Source organism: Algibacter mikhailovii (assembly GCF_014651495.1).
Classification (GTDB): domain Bacteria; phylum Bacteroidota; class Bacteroidia; order Flavobacteriales; family Flavobacteriaceae; genus Algibacter_E; species Algibacter_E mikhailovii.
Genome location: NZ_BMWZ01000003.1, coordinates 1 through 14,962, shown reverse-complemented (window position 1 = coordinate 14,962; position 14,962 = coordinate 1). Strand labels below are relative to the sequence as shown.

13 protein-coding genes are annotated in these 14,962 nt (G+C 32.1%); 6 read left to right on the top strand and 7 right to left on the bottom strand.

Translation table 11 applies throughout. The annotated features are described in order from the left end of the window. Window positions 1-149: 149 nt before the first annotated feature. Genes IE051_RS06255 through IE051_RS06245 form a run of 3 tightly spaced genes read right to left on the bottom strand, consistent with a single transcriptional unit; the run spans window position 150 to window position 4,633 of the window. Window positions 150-2,864 (bottom strand): T9SS type B sorting domain-containing protein, encoded by a 2,715-nt coding sequence (locus IE051_RS06255; protein ID WP_189359937.1) that lies wholly within the window; start codon window positions 2,862-2,864, stop codon window positions 150-152. A 26-nt stretch (window positions 2,865-2,890) separates the two neighbouring features. Beyond that, window positions 2,891-3,715 (bottom strand): ABC transporter permease, encoded by an 825-nt coding sequence (locus IE051_RS06250; protein ID WP_189359936.1) that lies wholly within the window; start codon window positions 3,713-3,715, stop codon window positions 2,891-2,893. A gap of 21 nt (window positions 3,716-3,736) precedes the next feature. Next, on the bottom strand, window positions 3,737-4,633 hold the full coding sequence (locus tag IE051_RS06245; RefSeq protein WP_189359935.1) for an ABC transporter ATP-binding protein: 897 nt from the start codon (window positions 4,631-4,633) through the stop codon (window positions 3,737-3,739). Window positions 4,634-4,754: 121 nt separating this feature from the next. Between IE051_RS06245 and IE051_RS06240 the strand changes: the two genes are divergently transcribed. Next, window positions 4,755-5,819, top strand: a complete 1,065-nt coding sequence (locus IE051_RS06240; RefSeq protein WP_189360388.1) for a hypothetical protein — start codon at window positions 4,755-4,757, stop codon at window positions 5,817-5,819. A gap of 6 nt (window positions 5,820-5,825) precedes the next feature. On the opposite strand, the gene IE051_RS06235 is transcribed toward IE051_RS06240, so the two are convergent. The 4 genes from IE051_RS06235 to IE051_RS06220 are packed head-to-tail and all read right to left on the bottom strand — an operon-like array spanning window position 5,826 to window position 9,269. Beyond that, a complete protein-coding gene (locus IE051_RS06235) occupies window positions 5,826-6,338 on the bottom strand; it encodes an IS1096 element passenger TnpR family protein (RefSeq protein ID WP_189359934.1) in 513 nt (170 codons plus the stop codon). 40 nt (window positions 6,339-6,378) lie between these two features. Then, the gene (locus IE051_RS06230) at window positions 6,379-7,395 is read right to left on the bottom strand and encodes a COX15/CtaA family protein (protein ID WP_189359933.1); all 1,017 of its coding nucleotides are present in this window, start codon (window positions 7,393-7,395) and stop codon (window positions 6,379-6,381) included. Further along, window positions 7,382-7,849 carry a GNAT family N-acetyltransferase gene (locus IE051_RS06225; protein WP_189359932.1) on the bottom strand — a complete coding sequence of 156 codons (468 nt, stop codon included), beginning with the start codon at window positions 7,847-7,849 and terminating at the stop codon, window positions 7,382-7,384. Before IE051_RS06225 ends, IE051_RS06230 begins: the two co-directional genes overlap by 14 nt. Beyond that, on the bottom strand, window positions 7,842-9,269 hold the full coding sequence (locus tag IE051_RS06220) for a CCA tRNA nucleotidyltransferase (RefSeq protein ID WP_189359931.1): 1,428 nt from the start codon (window positions 9,267-9,269) through the stop codon (window positions 7,842-7,844). The genes IE051_RS06225 and IE051_RS06220 overlap by 8 nt, the downstream gene beginning before the upstream one ends. A gap of 257 nt (window positions 9,270-9,526) precedes the next feature. Here IE051_RS06220 and IE051_RS06215 point away from each other — a divergent pair, with 257 nt between their 5' ends. From IE051_RS06215 to IE051_RS06195, 5 genes are all read left to right on the top strand, one after another. Then, window positions 9,527-10,606 (top strand): DegT/DnrJ/EryC1/StrS family aminotransferase, encoded by a 1,080-nt coding sequence (locus IE051_RS06215; protein WP_189359930.1) that lies wholly within the window; start codon window positions 9,527-9,529, stop codon window positions 10,604-10,606. 74 nt (window positions 10,607-10,680) lie between these two features. Then, a complete protein-coding gene (locus IE051_RS06210) occupies window positions 10,681-11,946 on the top strand; it encodes an ATP-grasp domain-containing protein (protein WP_189359929.1) in 1,266 nt (421 codons plus the stop codon). Between the two features lie 5 nt (window positions 11,947-11,951). Then, a complete protein-coding gene (locus tag IE051_RS06205) occupies window positions 11,952-12,758 on the top strand; it encodes a 6-hydroxymethylpterin diphosphokinase MptE-like protein (protein ID WP_189359928.1) in 807 nt (268 codons plus the stop codon). Between the two features lie 178 nt (window positions 12,759-12,936). After that, window positions 12,937-13,590, top strand: coding sequence for an acylneuraminate cytidylyltransferase family protein (locus IE051_RS06200; RefSeq protein ID WP_189359927.1), 654 nt, complete (start codon window positions 12,937-12,939; stop codon window positions 13,588-13,590). A 70-nt stretch (window positions 13,591-13,660) separates the two neighbouring features. Continuing rightward, complete coding sequence (locus IE051_RS06195; RefSeq protein ID WP_189359926.1) at window positions 13,661-14,482, top strand: glycosyltransferase family 2 protein; 822 nt, start codon at window positions 13,661-13,663, stop codon at window positions 14,480-14,482. Window positions 14,483-14,962: the final 480 nt, after the last annotated feature.

The following is a 14,962-nucleotide window of genomic DNA, read 5'->3' as shown; positions in this document are numbered from 1 at the left end:
AGGACAAAAGGTTTAATAGATTGCCTGATTTCATAACATTATTTTTACGGTTTTTAGACCAATTTTATAGCATTTGGTATTATTAGGCTTTTTAAATACAAGTAATTCCCTGTAGGCAGAAATCAACGTAGGTTAAAAAAATGTTCCTTTTAGTTAATTAGAGCGAAATGGTTTTTATACACTCTACCATCTTGTAATGTGACCGAAAACCAATAATCATCAGCGGGTAATTTTATACCGTTTAGAGAGCCATTCCATCCTTCTCCTAGGGGATTTAACTCTTTGATTAATTTCCCATATCTGTTAAAAATTTGAATTTTAGTATTCGGTTGAAACATTTCAGACACGCCATAGATTTGCCAAGTATCATGATAACCATCATTATTAGGTGTGAAAAATTTAGGAAACCCAATAACAGATACTTTATTGGTCGTGATTCCGCAATCATTTTTAGTATCTCTAACCGATATAGTATAAATGCCGGGAAAAACATTTAAGAAAATATTGCTGTCCTGAAAAGGTGTTATTACGGAATTTTTGCTGTCCAATAATTGGTATTGGTAGGCGCCATCACCAGAGGTTATTACAGTAATAGTATTGTTTTCAGAGGCATCAGTAATATTAACGGACTCAAAAGTTGCTATATTGGAAGGAGCAACAGTTATTCTTTTTGTTTTGGAACATCCAAAACTATTGGTTATTGTTACCGAATAAATTCCTATTTCATTTACATTTATTTCATGAGAACGTTCTCCTGTAGACCATTGATAGGAATAACTATTAATTGAATCTAAATCCCCTGCATTAATTGTTATAGGTTTTGGAAACGTATTCAAACAATAAAAAGTCTCTTCGTCAAAGGTGATGTTAGGAAGGGCATTAACAATAAGGTTTATAGAATTAATGGAATAGCAACTATTATTGTTTTCAAGGCGTGCAAAAATAGTTTGAAAGTTTGGTGTGGTATTGCTGTAGGACGTATTGAGTTTATTTTGCTCTAAAAGAGCGTCATTATAAGTTTCATAGTAATTTATGGTTAAATCCGAAGATAGGTTTTCTGTTATATTATTACCCGCTTGGTTGAGATCAAAACTGTGAAGGCCATCTTCAACACCATCATCATCACAAACAGTCAAATCAAAATCCTCAGCGCTTGTTACACTAACTTCCAAGGTTAATTCAGAAAAACTAAAACAATCTGTAATATCATCAATAACCTTAACAAAAATGGTTTGAGGATTCGTAGTGTTTCTATAGGCGTCCTCTAATATTTCATTAGTTCTGGATGCGTTTGAAAAGAATTTCACAGTTCTGTCTGGCTTATTATTTGTTAAGGCAGAGATACTCTCTTCGAGGTTAAAAATAGTCAAACCATCACTGTCATCATCGCATTGCAATAGGGTATTGTTCAGAGCTTCTGGATTAGCGTTAAAGGTGACAAAAGCTTCTCCCTCAATGGCACAGTCACCATTGTTTGGGTTAATATAAACTTCATAATACCCTGATTCTAAAATTTCCAATGTTGAACTTGTCTCAGATAATTCTATTTTGTCACGTGTCCATGAATAGGTGGCATTTGGAATTATATCAGCAGAAAGTGTATAAGAATCCCCAGCACATAATCCCAAGCTGCTGGTACTCTTGCCATTTTTTATGATATCGATTTTCTTGTTAAAAAAAGAGGATATAAAAGGTGGTAAACCTTGTGATGATTCTGAAGCCCCTAGGCTAATTGCGTTATGTTTGTAGTCGCAGGCAACACCAAGTTGATTCGGGGTATTGATTACTCCTAGTGCATTTTTTCCGTTAAAATATGTACCACTTAGGGCTCTATAGATTTTACCATTAGGTCCTAACTGAAGTGCTCCTCGAAACAAATTCCTATCATCTATAGTAATTGCAGAAGCATCAATATTAGTAGCGTTAAGGTTGAACTGGGTTAATAAAGATTTATGATTTGATTCAATATCATTATTTCTTGGGTTTTCAAAGTCAAAAAAATCATTTGAGGAACTCACATAAAGCAATTGGTTATTCGGAGAAAATTCAACACCATAAGGCCTATCGGCTTTGAAATCTATAGTTAAAGGAATTTGGTTACTAACTTTTCCCGTGTTCGCATCAAAGTCATATAAATATAAGCCATCAATGGCATTGGCGCATGCCATTTTTGTCCCATCTGGAGATAGTTTTAAATACCCGCGTTTATCTAAAATACTTATATTAAAAGTGGATTTAACAGCGAATGGGCTTACTCCTGAATCCCCAATTTCAAAGGCGTGAAAAGTATCAAAAATGTCTGTGTTACTATTTTGTGAAGCAAAGCCTATTACCCAAATAGAACCGGTAATGCAATTTTTTATGACGGCTGTAATTTTTTCAGAACATTCTTGGAGCAGATTGATGTTTTTGGATATGATTTCTCCTAAACCGTTATCTAGACTTATGTCAACAACCGAATAATTTAAGCCATAATGGGGTAGGGGATTACCAAAAAAGTCAAAGGAATGATCGTCAACTGTAAAAATATAATAAATAGTATCGCTATTAGGCTTAGGAACAATAATTGCAGATTGCGTACTTGAAGGGTCGCCACGCAATCCAGTACCATTGCGCATAATATCATTATTTCTATTCCATACAGTGATGCCATCCGTATAAAACAAAAGCTTACCTAGATCATCTGATATTGTGGCACAACCTTCAATTGTATTTAGCTTTCCATCAGAAAGCGCAGAAACCGTATTATTGGCTAAGTTAAATTTGATCCCCGAGTTGAAACCAAAATACCAATTTGTAGCTTCATTTTGTGCATATGTGGTCAGGCGTAATACGCAGAATATTAGGAATAGGGCTTTTTTCATCTTTTATAGCAACGCTATCAAAGATATCATAAATCACGCTTTTTTAACAATCTATAAGATAAAAATATAAATAATGCTGTCCAGCAAAGGACAATAAGCATTTCATAACCATGAGCGCCATAATCATAAGATAAATTTCCTTTATCAGGAAATTTCGACATTGCAATACGTTGAAAGGGTTGGTCAATCAATTTGTACATGGATTTTAATGGAAAAAAGTTTTGTATTTTTTCTGCTATGTCAGCATTGAGTTTCCACATCATAAGTCCGTAAATAATCCATTCAATAATATAAAGAATAAATAAAAAGGCTAATGCAAATGCAGAGCGCTTTACCAACATGCCAAAAAAGAGACAAAGGCTGAAAAAGCCAACTAGCTTGATAAAATAGGCCAAAAGAAATTCTGTTTCTCTAAATATTATGGAAACTTCAGTATAGCTGGAATAATACAAACCAATGCACAATGAAATTACACCTATAATTAATGTAGAAATTAGTGAAAAGAATACAATTGTATAAAATTTGGATAGTATAAATTCTTTTTTACTTAATCCATCAATAAGGTTTTGTTTTAAGGTCTTGTTGCTGTATTCATTACCAATCATGCTAACCACTACAATGGCGAAGAAAAATTTGAATTGTGAAGCAAAAAAAGTAGTTAAGTGCCAAATGATTGGGAAGTTAAAAATACCTAATTCGCCTAATTCTAAAGTAAAAAAGCCAAACACATTAAATTTTAATGAAGAAAGGAGTATAACAAAAAACGGTAAAATGAAAGATATGAAAATGAGTACTTTACTTGCTTTATTAAGCAGTAACTTTTGTAATTCTAGGTTTAAAAGTCGGAACATTAGTTTTTGTTTTTTGTTGAATTAAGAATTATCAGTTAATTTCAAAAATTGTTCCTCCAAACTTTCTTTACGTTGGACTAAATGAGTCAGAATGATATCTTGTTTAAATAGGAATTCATTGAGGTCTTCTGATTTCATAGGTTCGTTTAAAAAGGCTGTTATTAGGTTATTTTTTGATATGATTTTACTAAATGATTTGTGGTTTTCTAATTGGGCTATAAGTTTAGTTTCATTGGTTGATTTTAATTCAAAAAAACCATGACTAGAAATCATTTCATCAACTCTGCCGGCGTATAATTTTACGCCTTTCCGGAGCACAACTACATGAGAACATACTTTCTCAACTTCGTCAAGCAGGTGGGAAGCTAATAGAATGGTCGTTCCTTTTTCTGCTATTTTTTTAATGATTTCTCTAATTTGATGAATACCTTGGGGGTCTAAGCCATTTGTAGGTTCGTCTAGAATAAGGATTTCAGGATCATTTAGTAGGGCAGAGGCTATGGCTAATCGTTGTTTCATGCCCAAAGAATAGGTTCTGAATTTACTGTCCTTTCTATCTAAAAGTCCAACAATTTCAAGTTTTTCATTAATTTTTTGATAATCTACACCTTTAATTTTACAGACCAGTTTTAAATTTTGAGCGGCACTCATATAAGGGTAAAAATTGGGACGCTCAATTATGGCGCCTACTTTTTTCAAAGCATCATGTGTACTTATATTTCCGTCAAACCAATGAAAATTACCTGCTGTTTTATTAACCACGTTTAAAACAATGCCTAGAGTGGTAGATTTTCCACTGCCGTTGGGACCTAAAATACCATAAACATTTCCTCTATTTATGGTGAAGGATAAATCTTTAACAGCTGTTAAATAACCAAATTTCTTCGTGAGATTTGTAATTGTGAGAATTGGTTCCAAAGAATCATATTTTTTATGCATTCTAATAGAAGGCATGAGTTAGTTTATAGATATGACGAAAGTGATTAAAATTTGTTACAAGATATCTTTAAAAGCCTTAAATTTGAATAAGATTAAGACTATGCAAGATTTAAAAATATCTAAAAGAAAACCATCGTTTCCTATTTCTTCAAAATTAGATAGGTATTTAACAAAATACAACCGTAATATTAAAATACCTATTTTTTACGATGACCTATTGCGCTTTCAGGGTTCTATAGTTGTGTATGATAAGAACGAAAATGATACCCTATGGATACGTGTTTATTACAACGAGTTTGAAAGAGAGGAAATTGAGTCGGCCTTAAAAAAAGTGTATACTATTTTTCATTCTGATGGTAATGAGAATATCTTGCCTTTTTTGAGTGTTGATGCCATTGATTATTGCACCTTTGGTAATTCTAGGCCTTTTAGAATAAAAATAAGAAATGTTTTAAATGACAATTCCATCTATTTCTATGTAAAAACCGCTGATGCTTCCCGTATTTATGGCTTGGAATTAGAACATATGCTATCGCCTTATAATTTAAATTTTTTGGTTTATGAAAACACGTTAATTGAAGAGCATATTGCTGGTATTCCTGGTGATGAGTTTATTAAAAATATGTTGCCAAATTGCAGTAAACGTGAAAAATCTCAAATAGCCAAAGAGTTTGTTAAGTTTAATGAACGTTGCATGATAAGGTTGCTAGGAGATATGAGATCTTATAATTATGTTATAGTTCCAACACATGATTTTGATAAGGTGGTTTATAAAATTAGAGCTATAGATTTTGACCAGCAATCTTATGAAGGAAAGTTTAATATTTACAGACCACAGTATTTTAAAGAAAACTATGAAATGGTAAAATTGGTGGCTAATAGTATACAAAAATTATCCATTGACCAATATAAAACAGAAGAACGTTCTATAGTTGTAAAACGTTTAAAGAGTTTTTACAATCGAGTGGGGAGGCTAATAGATTGCATGGGAAGTGATGAAATTTCAACACGCGAACATGTGAAACTATTAAAAATGACCATCTTTGATTATACGCATGATGTAAACTTTAAGAAGAGTAAAAACATGGGGGATATAGTTAAATACTCCTTGGAGTTTTTAACGCGTAATTATGAAAATGTCAATCCCGTCAATTTAAGACACTAAACGCCTTTAATTCCAGTTTTCGTCAAAGTCTAGATTATCATAATCATCAACATCAATCCCGTCCTGAAATTCATCAAAATCATCGTTTGGGTCAGCTTCAAATAATTTTTCTGGAGCATTTTCTGGTACTTGGCCTTGAACAAACATAAGATTCGGATAATCATGTCCTTCTGTTTGATCAACAATTTCTGCTAATTCTACATAGAAAGTCCACATATTAAGAAAGTCGTAAACATAAATAAGTTTTGTACTTTTTTCATGAACAACATTGTCTAATGTGGTTTCATTCATTAAACGGGCAGATGAGTCTTCACTTAAATCAAATAAAGAGATTTCTTCACCTTGATCCCATTGATCATTGCTTATATAAAAAGAAGCCATTTCCGTACCGTCAAATCCAAAAGATTGCGTCACAATATTGTGTAAATCTTCTAGCGTGTCGCTTTTTAGAATTTCTAAATCTCGAAAGATATCTTCATCTGTGTCATTATCTAAAATGACTCTAAATCTATAAACCATTAATGAATAAAATTAATTTTGCAAAGGTAGCTATTTTATCTTATTTCGTAAAACGATGCAGTGTAAATGTCATGGCGCTTAACAGAAAGAAGGCGCCTATTTGATGGGCTACACCTAACCATACGGGTACCTGTAATAATATGGTAAAAACGCCTAACAGAAATTGAAAAACTAGAATTACTAGGAGGTATTGTATACCCATGGATTGGTATTTGGTTAAATTAAGACGCTTTGATTTTATATAAATGGCGATAATGTAACCAGCTAGGATAAATGCAAGAACTCTATGAACAAACTGTACCCCACTTTTTCCTTCAATGAAATTTTTATAAAGCGGATTTTGTTCAATGTAAACCGTTTGATGCATAAATTTGCCCTCGCTCATTAAAGGCCAATGATTATGAATGAATCCAGCGTCTAAACCTGCAACAAATGCGCCATAAATAATTTGAATAATTAGAAGTAATAGTCCAAAACGTAAAAGGTTTCTAAACGGCTTGTTTATCTTTTTATGAATAGGAAAAAGTAAATCTAGAGCTACCCATAAGGTACAGGCAAAGGTTATAAATGCTGTTGTTAAATGGGCAGCTAATCTAAAATGGCTTACATCAGGATTATCCACTAAACCACTTTTAACCATATACCAGCCTAAAAAACCTTGAAAAGCACCTAGGGTCAATAGCACGAGAGATTTTTTTAAGGTTGCTTTGGTGAGTTGCCTTGTAATTATAAAATATAAGAAAGGTAGCAGAAAAACTAGGCCAATAAATCTTCCTATAACGCGATGTAACCACTCCCAAAAATAAATATCTTTGAATTCTTGTAACGTAAAACCTTTATTTAATTTTTGGTATTCCGGATATTGCTTATAAAGATCAAAAGCTGCTTCCCATTCAACATTGTTTAACGGCGGAATTGTACCAGAAATCAGCTTGTAATTTGATATTGACAGCCCAGAATGTGTAAGCCTTGTAATACCGCCTACTACCACCATTATAAAGATTAATATACATCCGGTTAATAACCAATAAATTACTTTTTTGTTATCTTTTTTCATTTTGAGTAAACTCTTTTTTAAAACAAATACTATTGCTCATCGTCTTATACGGACCGAAGTTAGGTGTTAAAATGTATTGCATTCTATGATAGAGTGAGACCGCTTGATCCTGCCTCTTTCCAGTTTCTAAAACGCAGGATTTGAAACCTTCTTCCATGGCCCATTTTTCTAATTCTTGCAGTATTTTAGAAGCCAAACCCTGGCCACGAAATGCAGGAACTGTATACATTCGTTTTATTTCTGCGGTATTTTTATCAAATAACTTAAATGAGCCACAAGCTGCAGGCGTATTATTTATGTATAAAATAATAACGTGCTTTAAGTTTTCTAAGCCATTATATTGATTGTAAAAAGCATGATCAGAACCATCTATTACTTTTAAATACTCATTTAGAGAATGAACTAGTTTAACAAAATCTTTGTGTTCCGCATTTGTTCTTATAATATTAATCATCTTCAGAACTCGTTTTTAGTCCCAGTTTTTTGCCTTTTTCAAGCATAAGCTTTTGTGCGGCTTCATATTCATTGGGAATCTTACCATCTAAAATTGCTTCTTTAATAAATTCTTTTATTATTCCAATTTCGCGAGATGGTTTTAAGTTAAAGGTCTTGATGATTTCTTCTCCAGTAATGGGCGGTTGAAAATTTCTAACCTTGTCTCGTTCTTCAACTTGAACTATTTTGTCTCTTACTATCTTAAAGTTGTTGTGATATTTGTTGAATTTTCTCGGGTTTTTTGTCGTGATATCCGCTTCACAGAGTGTCATTAAATCCTCTATATGGTCTCCCGCATCAAAAACGAGACGTCTTACCGCGGAATCTGTAGCTAAGTCTTGAGCCAATACAATCGGCCTTGAACTTAATAATACCATTTTTTGAACAAATTTCATTTTGTCATTCAATGGCATTTTAAGCCTTTTGAATAATCGGTACACCATTTTTGAGCCCTCAAATTCATGACCATGAAATGTCCACCCTACTTTTTTACTAAATCTTTTGGTGGGTGCTTTTCCAATGTCATGCAGTAATGCAGCCCATCTCAACCAAAGGTTTTCTGTATGTTTAGAGATATTGTCTACCACTTCCAAGGTGTGAAAGAAATTATCTTTATGTCTTTGACCTTCAACTTCATCAATGCCTTTTAATGCTGTTATTTCAGGGAGTATATGTTCAAGCAAACCTGTTTTTTCAAGCAGAATAAAGCCAATCGAGGGCACATCACTTTCTAATATTTTATTTATTTCAGTGATGATGCGTTCCTTAGAAATAATGCGTATGCGATTATTGTTTTTCGTAATTGAATTTAAAGAATGTTCCTCAATAACAAAGTTTAATTGCGTGGCAAATCTAATGGCGCGTAACATGCGTAATGGATCATCACTATAGGTTATGTCCGGGTTTAAAGGTGTTCGAATGATTTTTTCTTTCAAATCTTTAACTCCATCAAAAGGGTCCAATAATTCACCAAAATTAGCCACATTTAAATTTAGGGCTAGTGCATTGATTGTAAAATCCCTTCGGTTTTGATCATCTTCTAAAGTGCCATTTTCTACAGCAGGATTTCTACTGTTTTCAGTGTACGATTCCTTTCTTGCACCAACAAATTCAATCTCAATATCCTTGTATTTTAGCATGGCAGTGCCGTAGGTCTTGAATACCTGTACATTAGGATTATTAGGTAGGTTTTTTGCAACTTGTTTTGCAAGTTGTATCCCGTCTCCAATAGCCACTATATCAATATCCTTAGCATCACCACGACTTAAAAGAAAATCCCGAACAAAACCCCCAATTACAAAAGCATCTAAGTGCAATTCTTGTGCTGATTTTGAAATAACTTTAAAAATAGGATGTATAAGTGCTTCTTTATAATTCATTGATTTTTATTGAGATTTTAAGCTCTTACAGGGTTTACGATAACATTGTTTTTCAAACTATTTCTTGATGGAATAGAGAAAGGTGTTTTTCTTGTGCAAATTTACAATATACTGTACACCTTTAAAAACCTCATGGCCAATTTCTTTAAAGGTTTCATCTTATGACGGAAGAAATGAATTGGGCAAAAATGAAATAAAAACAGTTAATCAATTCTAAAGAATTATATTTGCTTTAACCTAAATCCATTACTTTTTAGATGATAAATGTTTCTAAATCTTTTTTGCCCAATCAAGCGGAGTATCATGCGTTTGTAAAAAAGGCTTGGGATAAAGGATGGCTTACTAACAGAGGCGAATTAGTTGAATCATTAGAAAGGCAAATTTGTGATAAGTTTAATGTTTCAAATATAATTGCTACAACTAATGGGACTTTACCTTTGCAAATTGCAATTAAATCACTGCAGTTAAAAGATGAGGTTATTACAACACCTTTTAGTTATATAGCTACTTCATCTAGTATAGTATGGGAAGGTTGTACACCTATTTTTGTGGATATTGACAAAGATACTTTTAATATTGATCCTAATAAAATTGAAGCAAAAATAACCAAAAAGACGACTGCTATTATAGCAACCCACGTGTTTGGCAATCCTTGTAATGTAAAGGCGATTCAGGCTATAGCTGATAGAAATAATCTTAAGGTCATTTATGATGCTGCCCATGCTTTTGGTGTGACTTATAAAAATGAGTCTATTTTTGAATATGGTGATATCAGTACCTGTAGTTTTCATGCTACAAAAATATTTCATACCGGAGAAGGAGGAGCGATGTTTACAAGACATAGGGAATTGTATGATATCATGTTTTATCATCATAATTTTGGACATGATGGACAGGAAGCTTTTCATGGGTTAGGGATAAACGCTAAAATGAGCGAGCTTCAAGCTGCCATGGGGTTGGCGGTTTTTCCTTACTTTGATAAGATTTTATATAGAAGGAGGTACTTGTATGATAGATATATGGAGCATTTAGTAGGGAATAATAACCTGTCTTTTCAAAAGATAAAAAAACAAGTAGAATATAATTATGCATATATGCCGATTGTTTTTAAATCAGAACGGCAGTTGCATAAAATTACAAAAGCTTTAAGGGAACAAGATGTTTTTCCAAGACGTTATTTTTACCCGGCTTTAAATACAATAGAATATTTAAGTGGTCAATACATGCCAATTGCTGAGGATATTTCAAAACGAATATTGTGTATGCCGTTGTATTTTGATCTTACCGAAGATGATGTTGATAATATTTGTGAAATTATAAATATTACGATTGGGTAGTATAGCAGGCAAATTCTGTTATTTGGTAAAAAGTAAGATTAACCTTTTTTATATAAGTTCAAAATATATAATTAATGAAGAAAAATATATTAGTTTTTCCATGTGGTTCTGAAGTGGGGCTTGAAATTCATCGCTCACTGAAGTTTAGTAGGCATGTTCATCTAATAGGTGGTAGCAGTATTGATGATCATGGCAAATTTGTTTTTGAAAACTATTATGGTAATTTTCCTTTTATTTCAAAACCCAATTTTGTTTCCTTTTTAAAGAATTTTATTGACGAGCATAGCATAGATGCTATTTATCCAGCAATGGATATGTTAATATCATTTCTGAAGCCTTTAGAATCCCAGTTGAATTGTAAAATTATTTCTTCACCTCTTAAGACAAGTCTAGTTTGTTCGTCAAAAAAGGAAACATATTCTCGTTTAGAAAACCTTGTTAATATTCCTAAAGTTTATAAGGACTTGGGTGAAATAGAAAGTTTTCCTGTTTTTGTTAAACCTACTATTGGCTATGGCTCCAAAGGAGCAAAAATTATTGAATCTTTCGATGACGGTGAAAATCATTTAAAAATATGGGGAGATTGTATTATTTGTGATTATTTACCAGGTGAAGAGTATACCGTAGATTGTTTTACAAACAGAAAGGGAGAGCTCATGTTTGTAGGTCCTAGGCCGCGGAGAAGAACAAGGACTGGAATTTCAGTGAATACAGTTTCTATCGATCCTAATGAAAGAACAGAATTTGAAGAATTTGCGAAAATTATTAACTCCAAATTAGTATTCAGGGGGGCATGGTTTTTCCAAGTTAAAAGAGATGTCAATAATAAGTTGGCATTAATGGAGGTGGCTTCTCGTATGGGAGGGTCTTCTTTGTTATACAGGTATAAAGGTGTAAATTTTGCTTTACTTAGTGTTTTTGATGCATTTGATTATGATGTTAACATCCTTGAAAATAATTTGAATATAGAGATTGATAGAGCCTTAGATGTAGTCGTTAAAATGGACTATGAATTTGATAAGGTGTATGTAGATTTTGATGATTGTTTAGTGCTTGACGGAAAGGTTAATGTCAAATTGGTAGCTAAGATATATCAATGGATAAACGAAGAAAAAAATGTATATTTAATTACCCGTCATGAATTTGATATTAATGAATCTTTGGCCAAGTATAGACTTAGTAACTTGTTTGATGAGGTAATTCATATTGATGATAAATCTAAAAAATCAAAATATATAGAAGGGCATAAGGCAATATTTATTGACGATAGTTACGTAGAACGGAATGATGTAGCTAAAACTCATGGCATACCTGTTTTTGCTCCTGATATGATAAATTAATAATCATGAATTTAAGCAATGTTATTGATAATCTAGTTCGAAAGCCTTTTAGGAAAAGGCTCTTTAAAAAAAAAATAGCGCCTTTTAGAAATAAGCATAAAGGAGAATCTTGTATAATAATGGGGGCTGGACCATCTTTAAAAGATTTGCCAGTGGAGGTGTTAAAAAAGTTTACTGTTATCGGTACAAATTCGTCTTATAAACATTATGTTCCAGATTATAATGTAATTGTGGACGCCCAATTCTCTTGGCTAGATGAAGCTCTTAAGGCATTAAGGAATAAAGGGGGAGTGACATTCATTAATTTGATATGGAATCAGGACAAGAGAAAACTTAGGGAGAAATTAACCAAAAATGATATTGAATTATTTCATTTTGAAACGAGTGCTGACCATAGTATGGCCAATGTTAGACTATGGAATAGATTAAGCGATGTTTATAATAACCCATTTAAAATAGAGGAAGGTGTTACATCCGTTACTAGCGTGGTTCCAGAAGGAGCAATACCTTTAGCTTTGTATATGGGGTTTGATAAGATTTACCTTATAGGTGTTGATTTTACAAATTCTTACGGACATCACTTTTTTAAGGATGATAAGGAAGATTTGAAAAAAATAGTTGAAAATGAGAAAAATATTCAAAATATTTCAAATTCAAGTAAGGGCTTGTGGGAAATGAAAATATATCCATTTGAGCTTATTAGTTATTCTAAAAACAAAAATAAAATTATCAACCTGAGTAAAATAAGTGAGATAAAAACGATTCAGAAGAAATCTATAGAATCGTTTATTAATGAATTGAAGGGGTACTGAACCCTTTAAGATTAGTTTCTATTGTGGGATGAATTTGCTCCAATTAGGCTAGGCTTGATAAAAAGATTAATTTTGTTTCTTTTTGTTTATTCTAACTAAATTCAAAAAGAGAATAATTATGAAATTGTAGTTTACAAATAAATTTAAAAACGACTCAATAGAATAAGGTGTAAATGTTATGAAAAAATTAGTTGCTGTAATTCCAATGAGGGCAGGGTCTCAAAGGGTTAATAATAAGAATTTTAAGCCATTCGCAGGCAAATCTCTTTTTGAACATAAATTAGATCAAGTTCTAAAGTTACCTTTAGACGATATAATTGTTAATACGGACAGTGATTATGCTATTGAAATAGCAATAAAAAAGGGTGTTAAGTATTGTAAAAGAGAACCTTATTTTGCAAGTTCTAAATGTTCAAATAGTGAGTTTCATGAGTATTTAGCCAGAGTTACTGAAGCTGAAAATATTATGATTGCCCAGGTCACTGCGCCATTAATTGAGACGGAGTCATATTTAAAGGCTATTAATGAGTTTTATTATAATGACTGCAATAGTTTAATGTCTGTTAAAGTTGTCAAAGAGTTTTTATGGCATCATGGGGAAGCAATTAATTACGACCCCAAAAACGCACCTAATTCACAAAATCTGCCAGAATATTTAGCTCCAACATTTGGTTTAGTTATAGCGAATAGAGAAGCCATGTTAAAGGCTAAGAATGTTATTTGTTCTAAGCCCTATTTTATGAAAGTTTCTCAAGAAGAGGCTGCGGATGTGGATACTCAAATTGATTTTGAATTTGCACAATTTCTTTACAAAAAAAAGTATGGATTATAGTTTAGCTATGAATAGTAGAATATGTGATATTTATTAAAAACCAATTAGAACACTAAAAATATCATATTAGATGGAGCCATTATTAAGTATCTGCTGTACTTCATATAACAATGAAAAGTTTATTCAAGAAGCTATAGAAGGCTTTTTGATGCAGAAAACAGATTTTCCAATAGAAATTATAATTCATGATGATGCTTCTACAGATATGTCCGCCGAAATTATTAGGGATTATGCTAAAAAGGATAGTAGAATAGTACCTATACTTCAAACTGAAAATCAATATTCACAAAAAAAAATGCCATGGTCTAGTTTTATGTTCCCAAAGGCAAAAGGGAAGTATATCGCATTATGTGATGGGGATGATTATTGGACGGATCCATTAAAATTACAAAAGCAAGTTGACTTCCTAGAAAATCATGAGGATTATAATATCTGTTTTAATACATCAAAAATATATTATCAAAATGAAGGTGTTTTTGGGGATGATTTTATTGTGGGTGATACTGCAGAGACAACGACCATTGAAGATATCTTAATAAGAAATTTTATTGCAACTAATACCGTTGTTATGCGTAATAATTTCGAATTGCCAAATTGGTTTAACTTATTACCTATGGGAGATTGGCCTTTATTTATTATTCAAGTACAGGATAAAAAGATCAAATATTTAAATGAAGTAATGGGGGTTTACAGAATTCATAATGATTCAGTGTGGTCGGGCCAATCAAAGGCTTATCGCATTAGCCAAACACTAAATACGCTTGAGCCTATTTTAAAACATGTGAAGTTAACCCCAAAAGCGAAGAAAGTATTAAGTAAACGAATTAGAAAGTTTAAGGTTAGATTGTTTAAAGAGAAGATTAAAGGTTTTCTCAGAAATAGCAAAAGTTAGTTTGAATTTCTTAATTAATCGGGGAAAAAGTACTTCATAAATTTATAAGTTTACAATAGTATTAAACTAAATATTGTCATATTAAGTACTACATATACAGATATAAATTACATTTAATATTCAAACGGGCTTTATCTATTGGGTTAATTAGATATAAAGTCAAAAAAGATTTGAGATGTAAGTGTTGGTATATAAGGTGTTTAGTGCTTAATAAAAAAAAGGTTTAAAAAAAGGTTTAAAAAAGTTTGTTTGTGGATAATAAATGGTGGTATATTTGCAGCCGCTAAAAACGGTAGTATATGTTTGCGGCAATACGTTCTACAGGTAATATTTTGGATTGATTAAAAGGGATTAAAATTTTTTTTAAAAAAAACGAAAAAAAGCATTGTGGGATTAAAAAAGGGTTTTATATTTGCACCCGCTTAGCAAGGAAACGCGTTAAGAAAGAAAGATAAAAAAGTTCATAAACATATTGAATTG